Raw genomic sequence first — 20,043 nt, forward strand, 5'->3', positions numbered from 1 at the left:
CCCACAGCGGCGCGTGCCATATCTAGATGCAATAAACCCCCACCGGTACCGCTGGCCCGTGGGGGTTTTGTTTTTGGAGATAGGGCAACTGGCGGGTTCCCATGAGGGGTTAGAGGGGTTGGGAACGACGATTTTCAATCTACTTCCCTGTGCCCAGACGTCCGCCTCGACCCATAAACTGCCCATGAATGCTGACGGCGTAAGGCACTAGATAAGTCAGCCCAGCCGAGATCCATCGCGCCTGGGTCATGGTGCGCGATCGCATCGCCGTGCCGTGGTTAATGGCAAAAAGTAACGTGCCGATCACAAAGGCTACTCGTACAGCGCGCCTGGCCAAATGCGGCGTTACCAGTGCTTTTAAGTAGCCATTTACTGCTTCCATACCCACGTTTCCAAACCTTGGCTGTAGTGAAGGAATCTATAGCACCGGCTCGTCAAGCTTCTGTAACATGGCACCCAATATGCTGATTACGCCTAAGTCTTTACGCCAATAGTCAGCAGCTCGAGGACCCAAACCCAGAGCCTCTGCCAGAGCTTTGGCACTAACCCACTCGGGAGGCGTTACGCCATGCTTCAGCAGCGTGAGATCCTCAGGCTGCTGCGCTTCAATACCCTCTAGACGGGCAATTATTTCGAGCAGGGTGGGGTCGATCATGATGGTTCTTGAGCAATGCTCATTGATGCTGAAAAACCTTTGAGTTTCAATGGTTTTCACTGATTGTAAAGAGCATCAAAGGAGCGGTAGCACTTTAGTCAAAGTGTCACTACCCTACACTTACTGCCCCAGGTAAACGGCTCGCTCTTTCTCGCGGCGCTTGACCAGGCCCGGCAGCACCTTGCCTCCGGCCTTTGTCCAACTCATTAGGGCATCAGCAGCGGCGGCATGGTTGCCGGCTTGGGCGTGGCGGTAGGTGTCGCTGCCCGTGAACTGGTGCGGGCCCACGTTGTAGCAGAAGCTAGCTAGGGCGCTGGCCTGATGCTCAGCTAGACCCAAGGGTGCGATCGCAGGCAGGCAGTTGCGCTCTAGATAGGCCAGCAGTTCCCGCTCTGCCTGGGCTTCGTCAATGCGGCCGCTGGCGCCGGGTGCTTTGGTGCCATAGCCCCAGCTATGCTGCTGAAAATCCCAGTAGGGGGTGGGGTGGAATCCCTCAAAACTCTTAATCAGTTCCGTCATCCCCGGCGCATCGATAGCGGGGTTCGAGGCTGCGATCACCGCGTTCGGGTTGATAGCTAGGCGCAATACATCAGCATAGGGCCGCACCCATTCACCGCTGGCCAGGTCTTTTACCCGGTAGTCGAGGTGAGCGCCGGTGCTGCGGCCTGTGTTGCCCGTGGTGGCGAACTGCTCTCCGATGCCGTAGCTCCCAGCGGTACATCTGTCTAAGTGCAGCCAGAGGTGTTTCTCATTGCCCACGGTGTAAGCCGCACCGATGCCACCGCCACCGCTTTGAGCCTCGCTGAGGCAGGTCACCTCCACCGGCAGCACGGTATAGAGCGGGGTGCCTGTGGGGGTGGCCAGGTCGTAGCCCTCATGCCAATCCTTGCCGCCAAAGACTTGTCGCCAGCCCACGGTGGAACTGATGGTATAGCCCTCCAGGTTCACACCTTTCCTCAGCAGGTCACCGGGCCGGGAGAAGGCTACCACCTGCTTAGACTCAGCGGCACCTGCTGGGCGATCGCCGTCAGCGGTGGGTTGCTCCATCCCTGGCAACATGGCCTTAAGCCAGCCTGGTGCGTTGCGAATCGCGGCCACATAGACCTGGCTCACGAAGATGATTGATAGCAACGTGGCCCAGGTAATTGCATCAAATTTGAGGTCGGCCCAGGCAGCGGCGGCGCTTACTTTACGTTCAGTGTCGGCTTGGGTTTTTCGGAGGGTGGTAACGTCGGCTCCGAGTTGGGTAAAGCCTGCGTCGGTAACGGCTCGGAGTTCTCTGAGTTCTCGGTAGAGCTGTTCTGTTGCTGCTGTGAGTCTTCCCAAGTCGTTGTTAGTTTGGTTTCCCATGTTTCTACCCGCTCAGGTTTCCAAATCCACAGCAGCACCAGAGAGAATGTAAGCCAGCCCGAGATTCTTAGAAGGTTGGCGATCGCAGTCATTACTCAGGAGTCTCCCAGTTGGTATCGCTGCGGGTTTCGTCCCCAAAGTTCCAATCCCGCTGGGTAACAGCCTCTAGGATTGTCTCGGCCACATCGAGGGTGAGGCCGTTGAGGTTGATGTTGTCACGAGAAAGGCTTTTGACGATGGCGGGAATCAGAATCATGACGATGACTAATCCGCCGATAATTTGGCCGAAAAAACCGTTTTGGGTGCCGTACATGGGGTCTCCTTTATCAATTCTTGGGGGTCTTACCGGACATTAGGAAAACGAGCAGGGAGGTCTCAAGCAATGGAATCTCGTTAAAGCTGCTCCATTGGAGCAGAACGCTGGAACTATTGCGGCTCCGTTGCTTGGTCGTTTTCTGCTTTGCTTGCTCCACTTTCTGGGGGGGTGTCTTTTTGCCGATCCTTGAGAGCATCTAAAACAGTTTTGAAAACGCGATACTCAGGATTTGAATTGACCCTATCCCCAGACCGCTTACCCAGCCATTCCCAAGCCTTGTTGTAGGACAGCGGAGCATCAGCAGGATAGGTAGCTAGTAGCTCTACAAACTGCGCTGTCAAAGCCTCATCAGTGGGGTTTAGGTTAATCATTGATGGGTCGATATAGGGCACCCCCACCACAGACCAAGCACTATCGACATAGGCGATCGCGCTAAAGGTATCCCCGACTTGTCGAGGCATCCCTTTTATCGTTTGCTGGGCCTCGGAAAAGCCCTGGGGCAGGTTGGTAACGTCGGTAGCCTTAGCCTGATTTGTCCACTTCCACAGCGCCAAAACATTCCATCGGCTGAGCTTGGCCTGGTCAATTCCAAGGCTCTTAACGCTGGCGTCGTGGCAGGCCAGGAAGGCAAAAACGTCCTGCTTCTTGCCACGGATAACGATGTCGTTTAACGCCTTAGCTAAGGGCTCGCGGTGGTCTTTGTCTACCTCAGAAAGGAAGCTGACCCACTCATCAATCAGCAGCAGCTGAGGCTCAAATTTGGGCGCAGGCTCACCAGCGGCGGCTGCCCTTTTGGTGGCCCGACTGCGGCGCTGCACCTCTTCTCCCGCGTCGATGATGGCGGCCAGAATGTCGTGGTGCTCAATCATCACTACATTGCCCACCGGCAGACCCATCCAGGTATTGGGCGGAGCATCGCCGTGGGAGCTGCCATAGTCGAGGTCGCCGATCTGCAACTTGCCCTGGGGGTGGGCCTGCAAGAATGCAGCGGCCAGGTAGTTGAGCAACTGAGTCTTGCCGTCGCCGGTGTCACCCAGGATGAGTCCCGACTTGGCCTTAGCGAATAGCTCCAGACCGTTGGTTTTGAGCGCCTGGCTTTGCTCCATACGCTTAGCGATCTCAGCAGCCAGGGGCAACTGGGAGAACACAGCAGTCTGAATCTGCACACGCTGCCGGCCCAAGGCATTGCCCACCGGCGCCAGTTCAGCACCGGCGCTTTCCCCGGCCATGTTCAATGCGCCCTTGAGGTTGTTGAACACCTCGCCATAGCTGAGCCTCTGGCGCAGGCGGTGAGCATCGGCGGCCACACACAGACCGGCCCCAGCTAGCACTCGGAAGGGCGTCGGGTTAATGGCGACCAGCCCAGCCCCGATGGTGCCCACTACAGCTACGGTCAGGGCGTGGAGCTGACGTTCTAGGTCACTCTGCTGCTGAGACATTTTTGAAGCCCTCCACGGTGGGGGTTGCGATCGCACCTTTCTCTGGTGCAGGTTCACCATCGGCCAGGGTTTGCATGGCGCGGTTGATGGCCAGGCGCTGCACCAGCTGCTCGGGGCTGGCCTGCCAAGTTTGGCCCAGGTCATAGAGCAGGTTGTTGAGGTCAGCAGCAGTGCGGCCCTGGTCAATGTAGTCGGCGGCGCGGTTGCGCACGGTCTGCTCCAGGTTCACCAGGTCGGTGTCAATCTGGTATTGCAGGTAGGTATAGGCCTGCTCGCCTTGCTGGGCCGTTGCTTCAGACTGCTCGCTGGGCAGTGCGGCGGACTGCACATTGCCGGTGCTGCGAGCGACTGTGCGGGGCGTTTTGCTGATGGCAGTTGAGAAGCTGCTGATTGCGATCGCGGTGGCCAGCAGCCCAAACAAACCGGGGCGTAGCTTAAACAGTGCGTTCATCATTTCCGTTGCTCCGTGGCATTCAGAACTTCGATCCATAGGGCCTGCTCAGAGTCGCTGAGCAACGGCTGAGCAAGCTTTTCAGAGGCCAGGCGGTGGAGGGCATCGCGGTCGCTGGGGGTAGGAGCTGGGGCCACTCGCCAAACGAGGGTGACGGCTCCAATGGTGGTGACCATGGCCCACGGGCCCAGGTTGGCAACCATGCCCTTCCACCGCTCTAGCTCGGTCAACTCAGCCCGCTGGCGCAGGCCCTGGCGCTGGATGTACCGTTCAGCCCCAGCCTCTAAGCCCAGGTAGATGCCCAGCACCACGGCGGCGAGGGTGAGCCAGTAGCGGGGGTCTGCAAAGCGGTTCATGACGGTTCTCAGGTATGGGGCTGTGGGGTTACTGATTAAGGGCTGCTCGGCTTTTCCTGTTATTGCCCCTGATGTCGATCTGGCCATTGCGGTGGTGTTTGACGGTCACACTCAGTTCACCGTTGCTGACTACCGTTGATTGCCCTGGGGCTAGGTTTTGGGCGGCGATTGCAGCAAGCATTGCTAGAGAGTTCATGGGGGTTCTCCAGGTAGTGGGGCGGTGCGACTAAGCAGCGATGCTCACGCCAGCGGGTAGCGGCGGTTCTATTGCGGTGTCGTCCCAATCCAATCCCCGCAGCACCTCAAGCTGGGCCAACTGCACCTGAGCAGCACGGGCGCGCGCGATCGCATCCTCAGGGCTGCACTGCTGGCCCCGTTGCTCACAGCGCTCGGCAATCGTGGCGGCTAGTCGTAGGGTTTCGGCGGTAGTCATAATGTTGGTAGTCCGTTTACGTAATGGTTTTCGGGCGATGCCCCCAGCTCTGGTCTGCCAACCGGCTGGGGGTTTCCAAATCGTTTTCGATCAGGGAAGGATTAAGTCTCTTCTTGCCCCTCCTCCGGCTTTGCCTGCTGCTCGGCATCTAGCCTTTTATGCATGGCTGCGATCATTTCTCGGAAGCTGGCGGCCACATTGGGAGGCATTGGTTTTTTGTTGCCGGTGTATGTGATTTTGGGCTTTTTCAAAGGTTGCTTCGGCGGGTCTTTAGCCATGGGTTTACCTCAGGTAAGGGCTAGGGTTTAAGTAGGCGGGGTTAGTCCAGCGCACAGCTAACGTGCTCGTCAAAGCCATATCGGCCGCCATTGAATGCTTCGATGGCGCGGAGCAAATCGGACGCGACACTGGTGGCCAGGTCAAGCGGCGCGTCGGGGTTGGGCAAAGTATTCTTCAATTTCTCGCCCTCAGCAGCTACGGCCAGCACCCCAAGGGCTTCGGCAACGGCAGCTTTTAAGTCTTGAACAGTGGTGGTTGGGGTGTAGTTAGTCATGGGTTTTTAGAGAATGATTTGGGACTTGCGAACAGATGCACCCATGACATTGTTTGTTGATTAGCGGCGAGGTCGTGAGCTTCCTTCGGCTTCACTCCATGCGGCCCAAGATTGAGTGTTGAAGGGCATGCCCTCATCAGACTGCGCAAGGCACCATCGCTCAAAGGCAGCGATCTGGTCAGCTGCGCGAGTATCCCCTTGGCTACGAGCGGCCAGGGCATCGGCATAGCTGATTTGCTTGGCGCTCTTAGCCAAAAAATATGTCTTGACCTGCTCAACCTGTTCTGGGGTGGGCGGGGGTAGGGTGTCGAGTAGTCTGCGTAGTGGGTCGAGTGGGTGGGCCATGGTCGTATTAGGTGAAGGTCAAAGCGATCGCAACCCCAGCGAGGGCCAGGGCCAGCAGAATCAGCCAGCGGCAGGGGCGGCGCTGGGCTTTCCCAGGGTGGATAAACCAGCCTGTAGCTCAGCATCTAGGCTCCGATTGTGCAAAGCCAGAGTCTCACTGCGCACTTGGTAGAGCAGCGAGGCCTGTTTAACCTGCTCAACTCTGGAGCGTACTTTGATGGCGGCGGCTTCTTTCTGCTGAGTCACAGCCTGCTGGTGCTGAAAGTCAGCGTCAACAGCCTCCACAAAGCCATCGCAGGCAGCCAGAAAGCGATCGATATCTTCAGGCTCAAAGCTAGTCAGGGCGGCATTGTCGCCACGGTAGGTGCCCAGGTCAATGGTGCTGGGCGGCTGAGGCAAGCTCAACTCCCCACGGTGGTTGCCCACGTCGATGGTTATGCCGCCAGCGGGTGCGGCGGGCTCGGGGGTGGTCTCCGGCTCAACAACCACAGCCTTGCCAAACTCTCGCAGCAGAACTCGCTGATCTTCAGGGCTGAGTCCGTCGCGGGTAGGAATATCGAGCAGCTTGCAGCGCTCATAGGCACTGGTTTTAGGGATGCCGTTGTCTTTGCAGAATTTGTGCAGAGAAGTATTTGCCATCGGGATAGCTCCGAGCGTTGAAAGAACAAGGGGCGAACGGGTTTTGAGGCGTCCGAACGGGGCTTTCCGTTCAACGCCAGTTCGGATAACGTTCTCATGCCCTGATACAGTGATAGCACAGATTAACCAAAGTGGTAGCACTTAGGTTAGACTATTTGTGTACAGGGGCTGCACGATTGCGCCATAGTCCCGCTATTCCAGTAGCATTGAGGTGTTTTATGAAGTCAGGCTTGCCAGTGGCTACCGATAAGGCCAAGCTATTCGCATATGTTGATCCACAGCTAAAGGCCAAGATTGAGCGCTTAGCTGATATTCGGCTGCGATCGGTAAGCAATTTAGTTGAATCAGTTATGGCCGAAGAGGTGGCCAGAGCTGAGCAGGAGGGGCTATTGCCAGCGCCTTCGGAAGATAGCAAGTAGAATTCGACAACCCGCAGACCCGAGAAACAAGCCTTATGGACTTTGCCCCATGTCAGACCCCAACACTTACACCCCTGACTGGCGTGTCGACGTTGAGCCCGAGCAGTCCGACGACTACGACAGTACCGACGGCGACGCCATCGACGACCAATCCGACGACACCAGTGAGGCCGACGTCGACGACAACCAGTCCGACGACGAGAGCGAATAGACTCCCCATCCAATTGGAGCTGCCCCTCATTACCGACCAGGGCAAGCTGTTCAAAAAACATAAGCCGTGCGACCTGGCGATCGCGTCCTTGAGCTGGTCAAAGCTGACCACAGAGCAACAGCTAGAGGTGCAGCGGTTCATTCTGCCTGGCCTAGATGCTGACCTATGCCGGTGCCCCAGTTGCACCAGCCGAGACGGTGGGCAGGATGGCGTTTGGTGGTTCAACCAGCAGATGCGCGACTGGATTCGCACCAGAAAAATTCCCTACTGCTTTACTGGCGATGGTCACGGAGACGTTGCGATCGAGGGGGAAGGGTAGCACGGCTGCCCCATGGGTTTCAATTTCGCGCGCCATTGACTTGCCACCGTCCGACATCGCTAGCATTGCGGCAGTTCCCCGAGGAAAACTATGCACGCCAACGAAAAAACCGCGATCGAACTTCAGAAGCAAGTGTCATTCCTAAAGGCCTCGGCCTCTGAAACAACTTTTGCCCAGCTCCCCGACGACCTGCGGCAAATCCTCCAAGCTCAGTACGATAACTGGGCACGACGAAGCACGCAGGTGCTGGTCAAAACCGCAGCGCTGGGGGACACCTATGCAGAGCCCGGTCTGCACATTGAGCGGGAATTCCGGCTAGAGCAGCAGATCCGCGGCATGGGCGGCGAGCCGTGGCAGTTGCCTGGGGATGAGGGTAAATGAATCGCTACATGGTGAATGATAAACAGCACAATAGGGACCCCTCAGACCATTGCTTTTTTGAGGAATGGCGGCTCGCTCTGACCGAGGCTGCACGAGATCCCGATTTTGCGCCTCTGCTAATAGGTCCGGCGCTGCTTCACTTTGAGTGCAACATCAGAGGCTGGGATATGGCCTATCTGTGGTGTCTGTGGCTCAAGCACAAGCTGCCTGAGTACAAGCCACCTCGGAAAAATTCAAAACAAGGCAAGTTGTTTTACCTCTACCAAAAGCCGGGTGAGATGCTGCTCGCACTTTTCCACCTCTGTGCTTACCTTCACTCATCCCCAGAGTTAGAGCTTGAAATTCCGTTTCGGAATGCTGGCGACTGGCTTCTGGAGATACTGCACGAACTCCAGTTCCAGCAGCTGGTTGATCATCTACCTGTGCCAGAAGGGTGCGAAGTCATTGAGACATCTGACTATAAAGCAGCAACGGGAGGGTACAGCACAAAGAAGCCCCGAACTCTGAAAACGCCGAAAGAGAAGGTTGCCGCAAGCTATGGCAGCATTGTTGATCAGCTAAAAAAGGGAAATACCCCGGGCGGATGGGCTGAGGTGTACCCCGAACTCACAAAGCTGATCCAAACATTCCAGAGAATCGCTGAAGATGCAGGGGACGCGGCAACCGCCACAGTTTTGTGGAAAGCATTCCTTAAGGCGTATGGAGCTTTCGCCAGGGATCAGACCCGTAACCCGCTATTCGGAGAAGCAAAAGTCATCGGAAATAAGCTCACGGTGAGGGATGGTACAAGCCATCGTCGAGTCATTGCAGCCATCGCTCACAAACCGACCTCGAAAACCCTTGTCCTGCAAGGGTTGCAGCCGCCGTAGCGCAGAGTTATTTTTCACCCAAAAGCCAGATTAACCTTAAACAAGAGCGTTTCCTAAAGTTTGCCGACCGCAGGACGCTCAAAAGCCCAAAAGAAAACCCGCTCACGTTCCCTAAAGTTTGCCGACCGCAGGACGTGAAACGGGTTTTCCGAAGGGTCATTCACTCAGCCAGGACAGGCAATTAACCAGGACAGGCAATTTACCGAGACAGGCAATGAATACCCAGATAAATGCTCGCGGGGGTGCGGGCGTCAACACCCCTATAGTACCAACTCCAGAGCAAACCGCAACGCCCCCAGGGCTAGCGCACGGAGCCGGGTCAGCCCTCCAGCTACCGCTAGGATTCTCCGAGGGAAACCCCGATGCCCCCCTTCGAGTAGCGCCAGATCTGCTCTACGACGCCCCCGGCCAGCGGTGGAGGTGCATCGACGAGTACACCGGGCGCAGCTTTGGCGGTAGCTTCAGCGACCCCGAGGTTGACTTCATTTCGGCCCATTTTCGAGACTGGTCAGGGGCGATCAGCCCTGGTCAGTTTGAGGTTGTGGCAGAGCAAGCGATCGCGGCTTGTCGGGCAGGTGCTCGGGGGGTGGCGGCATGAGCACTTCCCTTGCTCAAGTAGACCAAGCTGAACAGCCCCCCATCGCCGTTAGTAGCGTGGTGGTGGTCAGCTATCCAGGACTAGATGACGAGAAAGAGCTGGCCGACTTGGTTAAGTGGGGCTGGTTGCCTAGGGGCACCGTTGGCACTGTGCAGGCAGCCTGCCATAAGCTGAACCGGATCAATGACCAATGGTATTGGGCTTACGAGGTTCTGCCCGATGGTGGCAACGAGACCACGGAGATTAGTGAGTACGACCTAGAACTCCTGGACGGCCACCAATCACCCCCAGCGCCGCCTAAAGCTACCAAGAGTAAGAGCAAGGAATCTAAGGCCACAGCAAAGCCTCCCAACGTTGCACCAGCAGCCCAAGCGGGTGCGCCTCAGGAGGTTGAGCCCCCGGCGACAGCGGAAGATATAGCCCAGGCAGTAGTAGCTGCGCCATGGCTACAAGAGTTTCTAGACAGTGCGATCGACCTTGAGGTGGCCCAGGAGAATGCATTCTGGCTTGATGGCCCCGAGGCGGTTGTCGAGTTGCTGCAAGGCACCATGGCAGCGCGGCAAAGGGTGCGCTCCTATATCACCACGGGCAACTCTGCCCTACGTGGTCACTACGACTTTATGGAAGCGGGCGCATGGTTTGCCCGCCCCGCCATTGAGGTAGCGCCCTACGCTAAGCCCCACAATCCCAGGACTAACCCTGAGAAGCCGGATAAGTCAGTTAAGTATGAAACCCCTCCAGACGCTGAGGCTGAACCGCTATTCCCTCACCTAGGGACGGCTGTCAAAGCCTCATGGGGAGTGAGCACTTGGGCTGAGGTATTGGTCCGCCCTGACATCCCTGTAATTTTTACTGAGGGCTGGAAAAAAGCCCTTGCCCTAATTTCCCAGGGATACCCGGCGATCGCCCTGAGAGGCGTTACCCAATGGCACGGCAAAAATCAGCGGGAACTATGGCCAGAAATGGCTCAGGTCGCAGCAGCGGGGCGAATCATCGCCACTGCCTACGACCAAGACGAGCGCGCCAGTACACGGGCCAAGGTCAGCCGCCAAGCGCGACTGCTGGGCAATGCCATCGAGCGGGCGGGCGGTACTGCCCGGTTCATAGTGTGGCCGTTGGCCATCGGGAAAGGCATTGACGACGCCTTAGCAGCACTGCCCCCAGAGCAGCGGCGCGGGTGGGTCGATGCCCTCATTAAGCAGGCCAAAACCCCGGCACAGTATCGGCGGATTGAGTCCATCGCTAGATCTTGGTCAATCTTGGGCAGCAAGCTCCCTCAGGCACAGCGGGAAACCACCGGCGAATACCTCCCAAAATTACCCCTTCTCACCCCGGGGGCTATCCATTGGCTCGATGCCAATATGGGCAGCGGCAAAACCTACCGGATGGGGCGCGATTGGGTAAGGCCTTGGGCTGATGCGGGCGGCATTACAGTAGTACTTTCCCCTCTCAATTCCCTGGGCCAGCAGACCGGCGAAGACTGGAAGCTGCCCCACATCCACGATTATTCAACCGACGCCGAAAACCAGCGAATCCTCCAGGGCGAAATCGACGCCAGCGGCGGCCTAGTGGCTTGCGAAAATAGCGCCCACCGGCTACTGTCTCTAATCCCGAAAGACCGCCCTTTGCTGCTGGTTGTTGATGAGGCCGCACAGGTGTTCACCGACGCGGCGGAAGGCGGCACACTGCAAAGCGAATGGGCGGCACGGTGGGAAGACGCAATCGCCCTTATGCAGCGAGCCGCCGTCACCGGTGCGATCGCCTTGGCTGAGGCTGGGCTAGATGCTGATACCATCGCCCTGGTTGAAACCCTTTCAGGTGCAGCCCAGACCGTCGGCATACGGCACCGACGGACGGCTATCCCTTGGCCGGTGCAGCTGCACCGAGCAACGCCTGCGTCTGCATGGCGGGGTGACATACTGGCCAGGCTAGCGGCGGGCGAGCGTATTCTCTATGTCACCACATCCCAGAAAGAGGGCCGACGGCTAGAGCGGGCGGCCAGGGCAGCGGGTATCAGCGTGGCCCACCGGATCGATAGTGAGACTAACGAGGGCGGTCATTACCGGGCATTCTTCAAGACCCCCGAGGTATGGCTCTACCAGGCCCAGCCACAGCTGTTGATTCTTAGCCCCAGTGCCAAAACCGGACTATCCATCGAGGGCAATATCACCGTCGAGGGCGCTTACTTCGATAGCGTTTGGGGCTATTTCCCATCGCTCGATACTGACACCGCCATGCAGCTGCTGGGGCGATACCGGCCAGCGGTGCCCCGTCACGTCTGGGCACCCGCATACATCGCCCCAGAGCCTGGCGAAGGCCCTAGCCAATGGTGCGCAAACCGGAATCTGGAGCAGGAGGCAACACTCTACGCTACCTATGGCGGCTTTGAGCAAGCCCCTGCGGACTCCCAAGACAGCGCCATCAAAAACTACCTTGCAGCTCGGCGGCAACGACGATGGGCCCAGAAAATTCAACCGGCGGAAGTGCTGGCCGACGCCCTGAGGCAAGCAGGGCACCAGGTCGAGGTCATTACCAGCGGCATTGAGCCAAACGAGGCGATCGCGGCCCAGTGGGATGCGATCAAAGAGCAGCTGGCCAAGGAGGACAGCGACTACCACGCCAGACTGGAGATCAACCCCGACACCCATACCCTAGACTGGGCTATCAAAATACAGCGCGGGGTAAACAGCTCTCGCGAGCAACGATGCACGGCGTCCAAGGTGCGCGTAATGGCGCGGTTCCCCGGCCTCGATTGGAATCAGTCACAGCTCTGGTATGACGCAGTATTCTGCCCCCGGCAAAGCGAAACCAACGGCCGCCCCAGCGCTGGCCCCATGGCCCCTGGTGCTGCTCTGTGGGCTGAGGCAGAGCACTATCAAGCACTGTGGGAAGGCGACGCAAAGGAGGCAGCGCAGATCCTCACCCAGCGACTCAAGGCGGCTCACCTGCTGCCCCAAGCTGGCCCCCGCGCGATGTTGGCCAAGCTGTTCAGGTCAGACATCGAAATGCTACTCAAGGCGGGCACCATCACCCCCGGAGGCAAAGCCGAGGCTCGCGTTAAGGCAACAGCCCTCAAACATTCAGCAGAGCTGCGACGATACTGGCGGTTAAATGTGAGTGCAGACCAGAGCGATACTGCGATCGCTGGTAAGGTCGCTCGGAAGTTTGGACTCATCCTTTCTCGACTACAGAAGGTACGGGTAAACGGTTCCCAGCAGTGGATCTACGGCATCGAGGCTACTGAAACGTGGCGGCAACTGGTAGCAGCCAGGCAGGCAGCGCTGACTGGTACAAACTTGTTAAAAGACTCTCTAAACAAATCTGTACCACTGCAACCCCCAAGCGATAGCGGCAAGGGCGGCGCGGCTCCGCCGACAGGTGCCCAGGGGGTGGAATTACCTCCACTAGGAGTAGGAGGTGACCATGCAGCAGCATAAACCCACCACCTGCCCCGACTGCCAACGTCCAACGCCCCGGCTGATAGCGGCGGCCACACCTCCCCACGTTGCCCGCTGGCTTTGTGCCAACTGCGGTTGGCCGCTGGGGTATCTCAGCTGGGCTCAGTTCCTGGCCGCTGGCGGCGAGGTGGATATCAAAGATGAGTTCAAGCTGCTGGCCCATCACTATGGCGACGATGAGGTGCTGGCAGCATGACCCCCACGGACGAACTGCTCAACCTCTGGCAACAGATGCCCCAAGGTGATCAGCACCGGCTGTTGGACTTTGCCAGAGCCATGGTGCAGCAGCGCACCGGGAAACGTGCGGCGCGGGCGAAACGACACCACCCCCGGCCACCGTAGGGCGACAGCCTGTAACACGCTTGAAGCACGATCAGCAGTACTGACTAAAATTGACCTATCCCTGAGAATCTCGTTATGACCACATCGAACCGATATCAAGGCTCGCAGTTCACCGCCCCTGGCCCTGGTCCCGATCTGACTGATGAGGGTGACGGGGAAGGCGAGGAGGCAGCCCGGCAGGCCGTTGCTGAGATTGATGCCCAATTCACCCGCAACCACCAGCGCGCCGACAGCCTCGACGAAGCTGACCCAGCAACCGTCAAGGCTCAAATCAACGCGATGTTTCAGCCCCAAACCCACCCCCAGGACTAAACCCGATGACTACCCAAGCTCTTTCAAAAACGGCAGCCCAGGCCCTGCTCGACGACGCAACCCGCCAACACAGCCAACTGGCCCGTCAATTCTCAGAGCTGCAAAGCCGCCTGACCAAAATGGAGCCGGGCAGCGACGAATTTACCGTCGAGGCACATAAAGCGAGCTACTTGAAAGGCCAGTTACAGCAACTCACCTCGAAGATTCAGCAGTTGACGTTGGCAGCCACGACCGAGGCAGAGCGCCAACTTGCGGCAGAGCGAGCGGCTGCGGCTGCTGCGGCCCAAGCAGAGCTCGAAGCTCAGGCCCAACGCGACCTAGCCAAATTCGAGGGATTGGTCGAGACGATCAACGCCCACAGCGACGGGTTGGCAGCTGCGGTCACAGAATTTATGGCCTTGACCCAGGAACGCGGCCGAGTAGGCAAGCTGGGGCTGTTGAACATTCAGGATCATGGCCGTTCAGCACATGGGCTTTGCGCTCAAATTCCGCATGTGCTGCAATTTGACAATATTGCACGGCTCCAGAAGCGGGCGGAGAGCCATTTGCAGCCATGACCAAGAAAAAGAGAACCCGCTCCGACTTTGTCCTATGCGCTGTCGCTTGGGCCGAAGGTAGACGCCCCCATTGGCTCCCCAAGGGCGAACCGTTGCCGCTGGCTGGTGACCCTCACGCAGACTCGGGCATTCCTAACGCGAGCGCTCCCCACTGGCATATCAGCTGGCCCCATGTTTCCTCTGAGGCACTCAGGGCTGCACCACCTGAAAAGCAGGCAACGCTCATCATCACCAAAGACCGTGTGACCAAGACTGAGGTGCGCTACCTGCCTAGGCTGCGTCCTCCTATCCCCTGGCTGCTTGATTCTCCCAACACCGCCGGTTGGTGGTACGAATGGGCGGCAGGTTTTGAAGGCGCAAAGCTTGATTGCGATCGCTGCCCTCACCAGGCCTACAGCCTCAAAGATGTGCCCCCCGACGAGCACGGACGGAGGCAATGCCCAATGCACGGGCTAACCTTTGGCGCTGACGGGGAAGTGGTGAAATTAGAGCCACCTGCGATATCGGCAACACCAGCACCGCCGACACCCGGAGAAATAGCTGAGGAAAAAGCGCTCGGCATTTTCTGCTCTGTCGTAGAGCTGGCCGCGCAGCTAAAACGACTTGAAGGGATGTCCGCTAGTACGGGGTTAAACGTGACGATGCCTGACAGTTTGAATAAGCTTCTCCAGACTGCAGCTGATGTGGCGGAGCGGCATGAGCGACAGAATCGAAAGGTGTAACAGATGACCGCCACAGCCCCACCGACGAAGCTCACCGATAAACAACGGCGATTCTGCGAGGAATACCTCGTGGACTTCAACGCGACCGCCGCCTATGGCCGGGCGGGCTACTCTGGCAGCGTTCAGGCGATGGCGGTCAGTGCTCACCAGCTCCTAAGGAATCCTAAGATTCAGGCCTACCTGGCAGAGGTGCGGCGGGTGACCAGCGAGGCGGCCAAGGTTACCCTAGAGCGCACCATTGAGGAGATCGCGGCGGTTGCATTTGCCAACATTACTCAGGTGCTCAGCTTTACCGATGGCGGGGTAACGCTCAACGATTCCACCACGCTGCCCCTAGAAGTGACGGCGGCGATCGAGTCCATCACCGTAAACGAGTCGATCACCGAGGGCGGCCGCACGGTACGGAAGCAGGTAAAGCTCCATAACAAGATGACAGCCCTAGGATTCTTAGCCAATTACTTCGGCATCAATGACGACTTCAACACAGCTAGAGCTACCCTCAAGCGCTACGGCCTGGCCCTGATAGAAGACCCCGAAAACCCTACAGGATGGAGCGTAAGACCCTATGAAAGCTAAGATTCCCCCGTTAAAAAGTGTCCCCGGCATCCCCCGAGACCTGGGGACAGAGCTGCGGGCGATGCCCACCGACCAATTAGAGGCGATCGCAGGGGCCTGTACCCCTGAGCAGGTTGAGGCTATTAGCCGCATGACTGATGCCCATCTGCAAGCCATCGTGGCTGGTGTGGGGGTGCAGTAGTGGTTGAGATTCCACACCTGAAGCAAGACCCCGACCTGGCACCATCTGCCCCCAGCGATCGCCCCACCGACCTCGACTTTAAGGCAATGCTGGAAGAGTCGATCCATGAACTGCACCGGGCGATGCTGGCGGCCCAGGGCACCAGAAAGGCACCGTTAAGCAAAGCCGCGATCGAGGCGATGCAGCAGTACCGGCTGATGTTTCCTCAGACGATTGACGAGTTCATAGACTCGCTAATCGCCCTGCCAGACTTCACCCCCGCTGATTTTGTGAAGGCACTGAAGGAGCGCTACGAGAAATGAACCCTAGAGTCCCCATCCCCCAGCTAAGGCCTATACCAGGGCTAGCGGTGCCCCCAGACCGGCCCAGCATCGTCACAGTGACCCGACGCATTATGGCCCCAGGCGCTGACGGTGCTCCGATGCCCACGGGTGAGATGAGGTGCCATCAGGTCAACACCCAAACGGGCGCGAGGTGCTGAAAAGGGGTGTAACACTCTGTCGCACTGTGGTCGCATTCTGTTGCACTGGTGAGGCGCTATTTCCCCGACGCATTGTGGCACCAGGTTTCGTTGTGGCGCGTTTGTACCCCGCATAGCTTAGGGCCAACCGGACAAACCGGAGTTTCTGGAGGGGGTCGCTAGGGATACTCTAGCCCCATACCAAGCGACGGCTGTTCAGAGCACTGAGGGCAGTGGATTAGTCTTGGTTTGTGACCGAACTATACAAAACCCAGTGCCCCACGCTCGGTGTAGTTTTGAGGCGATCTACCTCTTCCACAACAACACTTGCGACCACCACTGACGCCGCCGGCGGCGCTGACGTTGGCGCTGGTGGTCCTTGAGGTCTTTGCGGACTGCTTTGACCAGGAAGTACCACTGGGGGGTACCGTACACAAACAGAGCGATCAGCGGGACATAAATTAAGTAATCCATTGATGTTTTGAGGTTCGAAAAACAACACCTCCAACATCTCAAACCTGAAAGCCGCCAATGTGGTCAATTCGCTAGCGAGACTAAAACAGCAGTAGTTTTATTTCGGTGGCCACCACTTCCGGCCCGATCGCACCCACCCCAGCGACTCTAGCCATGGCGCGGCCTTCACCCCATACCTGCGAACCATCAGCGCGTCGTAATTCGCCCCCATCGCCTGGGCTTCGGTCAAATCGGCCTTGGCCAAGACCAGCGCCGCCCCAGTGGTCAGCCCTTTCGATTTCTCAGGGTGCTCTGATACCTGCGATTGCACTGAGGCCCCTTGCTGGGCATTCTGGCGGGGCTGTTTTGGGGCGGTCGTAGTTGGCGGCGGTGGTGCAGGATTCTGCTGTATAGGGTCATGTTTGGCGACTGTTCGGCGCTGTTCGGCAGCGCTGCCTAACGCCTGCTCAACAGTGCTCAACCGTTGCTCAACATTTGCCAAACGCTGTTCAACACTATCCCCGACTGGCAGCCCGAGGCGCTGGTGAATGGCCTCGGTTATGATGGCGGTGCGCGTCTGCCCCGTCTGCTCAGCGAGGGCGTCAACCTGGGCCAGCAGCTCAACATCAAGTCTCAGTCCGATATTCTGGTTCGGCATTGTTGGGCACCGTTGAACACTGCCCCGATGGTATCCCGAGAGGGCAACTGGCACATGCTGCGATCGCGACGAGCGAAGGCAAACACTAGTCCAAAGTAGGCTTGGTTTAGTCCAGAGCGTTATGCAGCGTTTTACAAACGTTATACAGCAAGGGCTTTAGGGGTTTGAATAGCTGCTCACACCGCAACTATTCGGACTGACCTAAGCCGTGAAACGATTGTATAACAAGGCTTTCGGGGTTTTGGGGCGGACTAGATAGGCCAGAGGGGTAGGCCAGGATTTTCGGGCAACTGTCACACAGCGTTAGGCGGTGTTCAACATCTCCCACTGACTAATCCAGATGGTTATTCGTGAAGGGCTGGTCAAGAGTTGGTGACTCGTCCGGGGCAGTGTGCGGATTGCTGGGAATGTTGGGGTTGGAGCACTGCAAAACATTCTGCTGCGTCGCTATGACCAACACCAAAGCCGCCATCATCGCTGTCTGCCTGTTGTTAGCGAGCTGCGGTGGCTTAACCACTGCCGAACCAGAGCAACCCGCTGAAGCCGCAGAGGTAGTCGAGGCACCAGCGCCAGAGCCGACCAACTACCTAGCCCAGGGCAAGGCAGAGGGTTACAGTGCTGCTGTCGCTGCTCAGACTGCCACCGGCAACGATTGGAATGATGTAGGGCTGGGGTGGGATGCGGCCATGCGATCGCTCGGCAATGTACCCGCCGACAGCCCCGACTATGCCGAGGCTCAAACCAAGATCCAGGAGTACATCGCCAACCGAGAGGTAGCCTCAGTGCGCTACAACGACCACCTGGCAGAGCTGAAGGCGCGACAGGCTCCCACGACGACCCCAACACCGACACCAGAACCCACTGCTTGGCAACTGTCTCCGGGGTGGACTCAGATGCGATCTGAAGAGGGCAAAGCGCTGGCCTATATTCCCAGAGATCCGATAGCCTGCCGCGATGGGGGCGATTATTGCTTTGAGTTCGACGTGATGGCCCAAGAGGGATGCCCCAATGGGCTCTACGTCGAATTCCAGTTGATTGACCCCAACACTAAAGCGGTCATTGGTATGGGCAATGACCTACTCCCCGTGCTGCTACCTGGCCAAGTCGGGCTGTTATCGATCAACACCCGTGGCCCCGCTAATATTGGCGAAGACACGGTCAGGTGCTATTAGCCAAAACAAACCCCCCAACCGTAGCCAGGGGCGCGGGTGAGTTCTCAAGCAACCTTAGCCCTCAGCAGGCGGGGTAGTGTCCTGGGGCGGTGTTGCTGCCAGCTTGCGGCGCTCCATCACCTTGCGCCGCACCTCTGCGACTTGCTCAGGTGTGGGCGGGGGTAGTGTCGCGAGGAAGGCGCGAAAGTCTGCGAGGGGGTGGTGGTCTATCGGGGGGTGGGGCATGGCAGTGTTTCGGTAGGTGTGCAGTACGGGGCCAGCGAGGGCCAGCCCCAAGGTGGTCTATGCCTAGCCGACGATAGCCAGGCCGTGAATGGGTTGGGCGATCGCGGCCCTTACCCGCGCAACCTCACCGCCCCCCATTGAGGGGTGGTAGCCCTGGGCAACGGTTACCCGGGCGGTGCTGCCATCGGCCAGGGTAGCCAGGTAGGTGCGGCGTGCAGTGGCGGTGGGCAATGGCGCGATCACGGTCTGTTGTAGAATTGCGGTCATATCAAACTCCACGTTTGGTTTACAGCCCCTGCCAGTGTTTCTGAGGCCTTGGCGGGGGTTTTGTTATTGGTGCCCTCTCTTAGCGCCGTGGGCTGGCAGCGCGATCGCCCTACGACAGAGCCTTAACCATTTCGGGCTTCAGCAGGTGCTTGCCCTTGCCGTGGGCATTGCGCCAGGCAATACCCCGTCGCTGGCACTCCTTCCGCAGCTCCTGCGAGGTCATGGCGGCGTAGTCGATGGCGACCGGCTCAACCTCAACCCGTGCGATCGCAACCGGAACAGCGATCGCAGCGCCCTGGGCAACCAGCGCCGCCGTGAGGGGAGGCAGCGGCTTGGCGATCAACGCCTCGGCCTCGGTCAGCAGCTCCTCCAGCGTGGGGAGGTCATCGACTACCGGCACCGGCGCGGCCACCTGCGGCGCGGGCTCAGCTACCAGCAGGCAACCGGCAACGAAAAACGCGAAAAACAAGAACGTGGCGAACATGGCGAAAACTCCGAAGAACGACAGCCCCGTGAAGAGGTGGGGCTAAAGCCGGGGCGGGGAATCGAACCCTGCCTACACCGTCCGGCGAATGTGTTGGGCCTTATCCTCAGTCGCGGTGCCCATTCCGCCGGGAGGCCGTTTGGGTGGGGTGGCGCTGCCCCTTACACCTCTAATACTACTATCATGTTAGTAGTACTGTCAACATGTTGATAGTACTATTTTTATGAGGTAGTATTCTGGTAGTACTATCAGGTACATGCCAATGAGAAATAAAGTTTCTGAGTTTTTAGCGGCCCACGGTCTGACGGCATACCAGTTGATTAAGGACACTGGTATTGCCCCTGCTACGGGCTACAAGCTGGCCAAGGATGAATCGCACCTCCCCAGCATCCGAGTGCTAGAGGTGCTGTGCGATCGCTACCAGGTACAGCCGTCTGAGTTCATCGAGTGGGTTGATGGTGAGGTGGGATGACCGTAGAGGAAATGGCCAAAATCATCGCTACCGGCGACGTGCCCCTCTCAATCCGCATGAGACAGGACGACGCCGACGAGATCGGCGTTCGGGTAGCTTTGGATATGCGCCAATCGGGTCGATACGACGGCATGAACTACGAGCAGGTGTTGGCCCATCTGAACCGGCAGCGGGCTGAGACCGACGCAGCCGACTAAGCCATCTGGCCGATCGCATCCTGCCCCTGCTACCGCTCTCACCAGGCGGGGCACCATGGACCCACAGCGGCGCGTGCCATATCTAGATGCAATAAACCCCCACCGGTACCGCTGGCCCGTGGGGGTTTTGTTTTTGGAGATAGGGCAACTGGCGGGTTCCCATGAGGGGTTAG

Annotated in this window: 35 protein-coding genes; 19 read left to right on the forward strand and 16 right to left on the reverse strand. The window is 58.3% G+C overall.

All coding sequences use genetic code 11. The features are described 5' to 3' along the window. Positions 1–139: 139 nt before the first annotated feature. The 7 genes from nrtS to NC979_RS25085 form a co-directional block, all read right to left on the reverse strand. Positions 140–382, reverse strand: coding sequence for a nitrate/nitrite transporter NrtS (gene nrtS, locus NC979_RS25055; RefSeq protein WP_190517018.1), 243 nt, complete (start codon positions 380–382; stop codon positions 140–142). Between the two features lie 36 nt (positions 383–418). Beyond that, positions 419–655 carry a hypothetical protein gene (locus NC979_RS25060; RefSeq protein ID WP_190517020.1) on the reverse strand — a complete coding sequence of 79 codons (237 nt, stop codon included), beginning with the start codon at positions 653–655 and terminating at the stop codon, positions 419–421. Positions 656–775: 120 nt separating this feature from the next. Next, complete coding sequence (locus NC979_RS25065) at positions 776–2,005, reverse strand: glycoside hydrolase family protein (protein ID WP_199308739.1); 1,230 nt, start codon at positions 2,003–2,005, stop codon at positions 776–778. A gap of 91 nt (positions 2,006–2,096) precedes the next feature. Then, on the reverse strand, positions 2,097–2,318 hold the full coding sequence (locus tag NC979_RS25070) for a hypothetical protein (RefSeq protein WP_190517023.1): 222 nt from the start codon (positions 2,316–2,318) through the stop codon (positions 2,097–2,099). A gap of 113 nt (positions 2,319–2,431) precedes the next feature. Further along, positions 2,432–3,760, reverse strand: a complete 1,329-nt coding sequence (locus NC979_RS25075; RefSeq protein WP_190517024.1) for a hypothetical protein — start codon at positions 3,758–3,760, stop codon at positions 2,432–2,434. Then, positions 3,741–4,214 carry a hypothetical protein gene (locus NC979_RS25080; RefSeq protein ID WP_190517025.1) on the reverse strand — a complete coding sequence of 158 codons (474 nt, stop codon included), beginning with the start codon at positions 4,212–4,214 and terminating at the stop codon, positions 3,741–3,743. Before NC979_RS25080 ends, NC979_RS25075 begins: the two co-directional genes overlap by 20 nt. Beyond that, positions 4,211–4,567, reverse strand: a complete 357-nt coding sequence (locus NC979_RS25085; protein ID WP_190517026.1) for a hypothetical protein — start codon at positions 4,565–4,567, stop codon at positions 4,211–4,213. The genes NC979_RS25080 and NC979_RS25085 overlap by 4 nt, the downstream gene beginning before the upstream one ends. Here NC979_RS25085 and NC979_RS25090 point away from each other — a divergent pair. After that, positions 4,566–4,706: a hypothetical protein gene (locus tag NC979_RS25090; protein ID WP_190517029.1), complete on the forward strand. Its 141-nt coding sequence runs from the start codon at positions 4,566–4,568 to the stop codon at positions 4,704–4,706. The genes NC979_RS25085 and NC979_RS25090 overlap by 2 nt on opposite strands. A gap of 87 nt (positions 4,707–4,793) precedes the next feature. Here the strand turns inward: NC979_RS25090 and NC979_RS25095 are convergent, their stop codons facing one another. The 5 genes from NC979_RS25095 to NC979_RS25115 form a co-directional block, all read right to left on the reverse strand. Further along, positions 4,794–5,000 carry a hypothetical protein gene (locus tag NC979_RS25095; protein ID WP_190517031.1) on the reverse strand — a complete coding sequence of 69 codons (207 nt, stop codon included), beginning with the start codon at positions 4,998–5,000 and terminating at the stop codon, positions 4,794–4,796. Positions 5,001–5,101: 101 nt separating this feature from the next. Continuing rightward, positions 5,102–5,278 (reverse strand): hypothetical protein, encoded by a 177-nt coding sequence (locus tag NC979_RS25100; RefSeq protein WP_190517033.1) that lies wholly within the window; start codon positions 5,276–5,278, stop codon positions 5,102–5,104. A gap of 41 nt (positions 5,279–5,319) precedes the next feature. Continuing rightward, positions 5,320–5,553 carry a hypothetical protein gene (locus tag NC979_RS25105; RefSeq protein ID WP_190517036.1) on the reverse strand — a complete coding sequence of 78 codons (234 nt, stop codon included), beginning with the start codon at positions 5,551–5,553 and terminating at the stop codon, positions 5,320–5,322. Positions 5,554–5,613: 60 nt separating this feature from the next. Then, positions 5,614–5,898 carry a hypothetical protein gene (locus NC979_RS25110; RefSeq protein ID WP_190517038.1) on the reverse strand — a complete coding sequence of 95 codons (285 nt, stop codon included), beginning with the start codon at positions 5,896–5,898 and terminating at the stop codon, positions 5,614–5,616. Between the two features lie 60 nt (positions 5,899–5,958). Then, positions 5,959–6,537, reverse strand: a complete 579-nt coding sequence (locus tag NC979_RS25115) for a hypothetical protein (RefSeq protein ID WP_190517040.1) — start codon at positions 6,535–6,537, stop codon at positions 5,959–5,961. A 218-nt stretch (positions 6,538–6,755) separates the two neighbouring features. Between NC979_RS25115 and NC979_RS25120 the strand changes: the two genes are divergently transcribed. The 15 genes from NC979_RS25120 to NC979_RS25190 all read left to right on the forward strand — a co-directional run bounded on the left by NC979_RS25120 (position 6,756) and on the right by NC979_RS25190 (position 15,784). Next, positions 6,756–6,956: a hypothetical protein gene (locus NC979_RS25120; protein WP_190517043.1), complete on the forward strand. Its 201-nt coding sequence runs from the start codon at positions 6,756–6,758 to the stop codon at positions 6,954–6,956. A gap of 49 nt (positions 6,957–7,005) precedes the next feature. Continuing rightward, entirely contained in the window at positions 7,006–7,167 is a 162-nt protein-coding gene (locus NC979_RS25125) for a hypothetical protein (protein WP_190517045.1), read from the forward strand. Between the two features lie 13 nt (positions 7,168–7,180). Continuing rightward, on the forward strand, positions 7,181–7,486 hold the full coding sequence (locus tag NC979_RS25130; RefSeq protein ID WP_190517047.1) for a hypothetical protein: 306 nt from the start codon (positions 7,181–7,183) through the stop codon (positions 7,484–7,486). Positions 7,487–7,576: 90 nt separating this feature from the next. After that, the gene (locus tag NC979_RS25135; protein WP_190517050.1) at positions 7,577–7,867 is read left to right on the forward strand and encodes a hypothetical protein; all 291 of its coding nucleotides are present in this window, start codon (positions 7,577–7,579) and stop codon (positions 7,865–7,867) included. Continuing rightward, on the forward strand, positions 7,864–8,736 hold the full coding sequence (locus NC979_RS25140) for a hypothetical protein (RefSeq protein ID WP_190517052.1): 873 nt from the start codon (positions 7,864–7,866) through the stop codon (positions 8,734–8,736). The genes NC979_RS25135 and NC979_RS25140 overlap by 4 nt, the downstream gene beginning before the upstream one ends. A 214-nt stretch (positions 8,737–8,950) precedes the next feature. Further along, a complete protein-coding gene (locus tag NC979_RS25145; protein WP_190517054.1) occupies positions 8,951–9,334 on the forward strand; it encodes a hypothetical protein in 384 nt (127 codons plus the stop codon). Beyond that, positions 9,331–12,771: a DUF3854 domain-containing protein gene (locus NC979_RS25150; RefSeq protein WP_190517057.1), complete on the forward strand. Its 3,441-nt coding sequence runs from the start codon at positions 9,331–9,333 to the stop codon at positions 12,769–12,771. Before NC979_RS25145 ends, NC979_RS25150 begins: the two co-directional genes overlap by 4 nt. After that, positions 12,758–12,988, forward strand: a complete 231-nt coding sequence (locus NC979_RS25155) for a hypothetical protein (protein WP_190517059.1) — start codon at positions 12,758–12,760, stop codon at positions 12,986–12,988. The genes NC979_RS25150 and NC979_RS25155 overlap by 14 nt, the downstream gene beginning before the upstream one ends. Beyond that, positions 12,985–13,134 (forward strand): hypothetical protein, encoded by a 150-nt coding sequence (locus NC979_RS25160; protein WP_190517062.1) that lies wholly within the window; start codon positions 12,985–12,987, stop codon positions 13,132–13,134. The genes NC979_RS25155 and NC979_RS25160 overlap by 4 nt, the downstream gene beginning before the upstream one ends. A gap of 75 nt (positions 13,135–13,209) precedes the next feature. Beyond that, entirely contained in the window at positions 13,210–13,446 is a 237-nt protein-coding gene (locus NC979_RS25165; RefSeq protein ID WP_190517064.1) for a hypothetical protein, read from the forward strand. A gap of 5 nt (positions 13,447–13,451) precedes the next feature. Next, positions 13,452–14,003 carry a hypothetical protein gene (locus NC979_RS25170; protein WP_190517066.1) on the forward strand — a complete coding sequence of 184 codons (552 nt, stop codon included), beginning with the start codon at positions 13,452–13,454 and terminating at the stop codon, positions 14,001–14,003. Beyond that, positions 14,000–14,725 (forward strand): Rieske (2Fe-2S) protein, encoded by a 726-nt coding sequence (locus NC979_RS25175; RefSeq protein ID WP_190517069.1) that lies wholly within the window; start codon positions 14,000–14,002, stop codon positions 14,723–14,725. Before NC979_RS25170 ends, NC979_RS25175 begins: the two co-directional genes overlap by 4 nt. Positions 14,726–14,728: 3 nt before the next feature. Next, a complete protein-coding gene (locus NC979_RS25180; RefSeq protein WP_190517071.1) occupies positions 14,729–15,301 on the forward strand; it encodes a terminase small subunit in 573 nt (190 codons plus the stop codon). Further along, positions 15,291–15,482, forward strand: coding sequence for a hypothetical protein (locus NC979_RS25185; protein ID WP_190517073.1), 192 nt, complete (start codon positions 15,291–15,293; stop codon positions 15,480–15,482). Before NC979_RS25180 ends, NC979_RS25185 begins: the two co-directional genes overlap by 11 nt. Beyond that, complete coding sequence (locus NC979_RS25190) at positions 15,482–15,784, forward strand: hypothetical protein (RefSeq protein WP_190517076.1); 303 nt, start codon at positions 15,482–15,484, stop codon at positions 15,782–15,784. The genes NC979_RS25185 and NC979_RS25190 overlap by 1 nt, the downstream gene beginning before the upstream one ends. A 729-nt stretch (positions 15,785–16,513) precedes the next feature. On the opposite strand, the gene NC979_RS25195 is transcribed toward NC979_RS25190, so the two are convergent. Next, the gene (locus NC979_RS25195; RefSeq protein WP_190517079.1) at positions 16,514–17,053 is read right to left on the reverse strand and encodes a CopG family ribbon-helix-helix protein; all 540 of its coding nucleotides are present in this window, start codon (positions 17,051–17,053) and stop codon (positions 16,514–16,516) included. Positions 17,054–17,502: 449 nt separating this feature from the next. Here NC979_RS25195 and NC979_RS25200 point away from each other — a divergent pair, with 449 nt between their 5' ends. After that, positions 17,503–18,225: a hypothetical protein gene (locus NC979_RS25200; protein WP_190517081.1), complete on the forward strand. Its 723-nt coding sequence runs from the start codon at positions 17,503–17,505 to the stop codon at positions 18,223–18,225. Between the two features lie 54 nt (positions 18,226–18,279). On the opposite strand, the gene NC979_RS25205 is transcribed toward NC979_RS25200, so the two are convergent. The 3 genes from NC979_RS25205 to NC979_RS25215 form a co-directional block, all read right to left on the reverse strand. Beyond that, the gene (locus NC979_RS25205; protein WP_190517084.1) at positions 18,280–18,450 is read right to left on the reverse strand and encodes a hypothetical protein; all 171 of its coding nucleotides are present in this window, start codon (positions 18,448–18,450) and stop codon (positions 18,280–18,282) included. A gap of 63 nt (positions 18,451–18,513) precedes the next feature. Next, positions 18,514–18,717, reverse strand: coding sequence for a hypothetical protein (locus NC979_RS25210; protein ID WP_190517086.1), 204 nt, complete (start codon positions 18,715–18,717; stop codon positions 18,514–18,516). A 109-nt stretch (positions 18,718–18,826) separates the two neighbouring features. Next, entirely contained in the window at positions 18,827–19,201 is a 375-nt protein-coding gene (locus tag NC979_RS25215) for a hypothetical protein (protein WP_190517089.1), read from the reverse strand. Between the two features lie 262 nt (positions 19,202–19,463). Between NC979_RS25215 and NC979_RS25220 the strand changes: the two genes are divergently transcribed. After that, positions 19,464–19,673 (forward strand): helix-turn-helix domain-containing protein, encoded by a 210-nt coding sequence (locus tag NC979_RS25220; protein WP_199308740.1) that lies wholly within the window; start codon positions 19,464–19,466, stop codon positions 19,671–19,673. Further along, positions 19,670–19,870 carry a hypothetical protein gene (locus NC979_RS25225; protein WP_190517095.1) on the forward strand — a complete coding sequence of 67 codons (201 nt, stop codon included), beginning with the start codon at positions 19,670–19,672 and terminating at the stop codon, positions 19,868–19,870. The genes NC979_RS25220 and NC979_RS25225 overlap by 4 nt, the downstream gene beginning before the upstream one ends. The last annotated feature ends 173 nt before the right edge of the window (positions 19,871–20,043 follow it).

It is taken from the genome of Leptolyngbya subtilissima AS-A7, assembly GCF_039962255.1.
Lineage (GTDB): Bacteria > Cyanobacteriota > Cyanobacteriia > Phormidesmidales > Phormidesmidaceae > Nodosilinea.

Coding starts and splice junctions, on each gene's coding strand:
- NC979_RS25175 (WP_190517069.1), top strand. CDS start 14,000: ATGACCAAGAAAAAGAGAACCCGCTCCGACTTTGTCCTATGCGCTGTC.
- NC979_RS25170 (WP_190517066.1), top strand. CDS start 13,452: ATGACTACCCAAGCTCTTTCAAAAACGGCAGCCCAGGCCCTGCTCGAC.
- NC979_RS25075 (WP_190517024.1), bottom strand. CDS start 3,760: ATGTCTCAGCAGCAGAGTGACCTAGAACGTCAGCTCCACGCCCTGACC.
- NC979_RS25145 (WP_190517054.1), top strand. CDS start 8,951: ATGAATACCCAGATAAATGCTCGCGGGGGTGCGGGCGTCAACACCCCT.
- NC979_RS25110 (WP_190517038.1), bottom strand. CDS start 5,898: ATGGCCCACCCACTCGACCCACTACGCAGACTACTCGACACCCTACCC.
- NC979_RS25180 (WP_190517071.1), top strand. CDS start 14,729: ATGACCGCCACAGCCCCACCGACGAAGCTCACCGATAAACAACGGCGA.
- NC979_RS25195 (WP_190517079.1), bottom strand. CDS start 17,053: ATGCCGAACCAGAATATCGGACTGAGACTTGATGTTGAGCTGCTGGCC.
- NC979_RS25135 (WP_190517050.1), top strand. CDS start 7,577: ATGCACGCCAACGAAAAAACCGCGATCGAACTTCAGAAGCAAGTGTCA.
- NC979_RS25115 (WP_190517040.1), bottom strand. CDS start 6,537: ATGGCAAATACTTCTCTGCACAAATTCTGCAAAGACAACGGCATCCCT.
- NC979_RS25125 (WP_190517045.1), top strand. CDS start 7,006: ATGTCAGACCCCAACACTTACACCCCTGACTGGCGTGTCGACGTTGAG.
- NC979_RS25095 (WP_190517031.1), bottom strand. CDS start 5,000: ATGACTACCGCCGAAACCCTACGACTAGCCGCCACGATTGCCGAGCGC.
- NC979_RS25120 (WP_190517043.1), top strand. CDS start 6,756: ATGAAGTCAGGCTTGCCAGTGGCTACCGATAAGGCCAAGCTATTCGCA.
- NC979_RS25185 (WP_190517073.1), top strand. CDS start 15,291: ATGAAAGCTAAGATTCCCCCGTTAAAAAGTGTCCCCGGCATCCCCCGA.
- NC979_RS25220 (WP_199308740.1), top strand. CDS start 19,464: ATGAGAAATAAAGTTTCTGAGTTTTTAGCGGCCCACGGTCTGACGGCA.
- NC979_RS25070 (WP_190517023.1), bottom strand. CDS start 2,318: ATGTACGGCACCCAAAACGGTTTTTTCGGCCAAATTATCGGCGGATTA.
- NC979_RS25140 (WP_190517052.1), top strand. CDS start 7,864: ATGAATCGCTACATGGTGAATGATAAACAGCACAATAGGGACCCCTCA.
- NC979_RS25225 (WP_190517095.1), top strand. CDS start 19,670: ATGACCGTAGAGGAAATGGCCAAAATCATCGCTACCGGCGACGTGCCC.
- NC979_RS25205 (WP_190517084.1), bottom strand. CDS start 18,450: ATGCCCCACCCCCCGATAGACCACCACCCCCTCGCAGACTTTCGCGCC.
- NC979_RS25210 (WP_190517086.1), bottom strand. CDS start 18,717: ATGACCGCAATTCTACAACAGACCGTGATCGCGCCATTGCCCACCGCC.
- NC979_RS25105 (WP_190517036.1), bottom strand. CDS start 5,553: ATGACTAACTACACCCCAACCACCACTGTTCAAGACTTAAAAGCTGCC.
- NC979_RS25085 (WP_190517026.1), bottom strand. CDS start 4,567: ATGAACCGCTTTGCAGACCCCCGCTACTGGCTCACCCTCGCCGCCGTG.
- NC979_RS25065 (WP_199308739.1), bottom strand. CDS start 2,005: ATGGGAAACCAAACTAACAACGACTTGGGAAGACTCACAGCAGCAACA.
- NC979_RS25160 (WP_190517062.1), top strand. CDS start 12,985: ATGACCCCCACGGACGAACTGCTCAACCTCTGGCAACAGATGCCCCAA.
- NC979_RS25090 (WP_190517029.1), top strand. CDS start 4,566: ATGACGGTTCTCAGGTATGGGGCTGTGGGGTTACTGATTAAGGGCTGC.
- NC979_RS25200 (WP_190517081.1), top strand. CDS start 17,503: ATGACCAACACCAAAGCCGCCATCATCGCTGTCTGCCTGTTGTTAGCG.
- NC979_RS25060 (WP_190517020.1), bottom strand. CDS start 655: ATGATCGACCCCACCCTGCTCGAAATAATTGCCCGTCTAGAGGGTATT.
- NC979_RS25155 (WP_190517059.1), top strand. CDS start 12,758: ATGCAGCAGCATAAACCCACCACCTGCCCCGACTGCCAACGTCCAACG.
- nrtS (WP_190517018.1), bottom strand. CDS start 382: ATGGAAGCAGTAAATGGCTACTTAAAAGCACTGGTAACGCCGCATTTG.
- NC979_RS25080 (WP_190517025.1), bottom strand. CDS start 4,214: ATGATGAACGCACTGTTTAAGCTACGCCCCGGTTTGTTTGGGCTGCTG.
- NC979_RS25215 (WP_190517089.1), bottom strand. CDS start 19,201: ATGTTCGCCACGTTCTTGTTTTTCGCGTTTTTCGTTGCCGGTTGCCTG.
- NC979_RS25100 (WP_190517033.1), bottom strand. CDS start 5,278: ATGGCTAAAGACCCGCCGAAGCAACCTTTGAAAAAGCCCAAAATCACA.
- NC979_RS25150 (WP_190517057.1), top strand. CDS start 9,331: ATGAGCACTTCCCTTGCTCAAGTAGACCAAGCTGAACAGCCCCCCATC.
- NC979_RS25165 (WP_190517064.1), top strand. CDS start 13,210: ATGACCACATCGAACCGATATCAAGGCTCGCAGTTCACCGCCCCTGGC.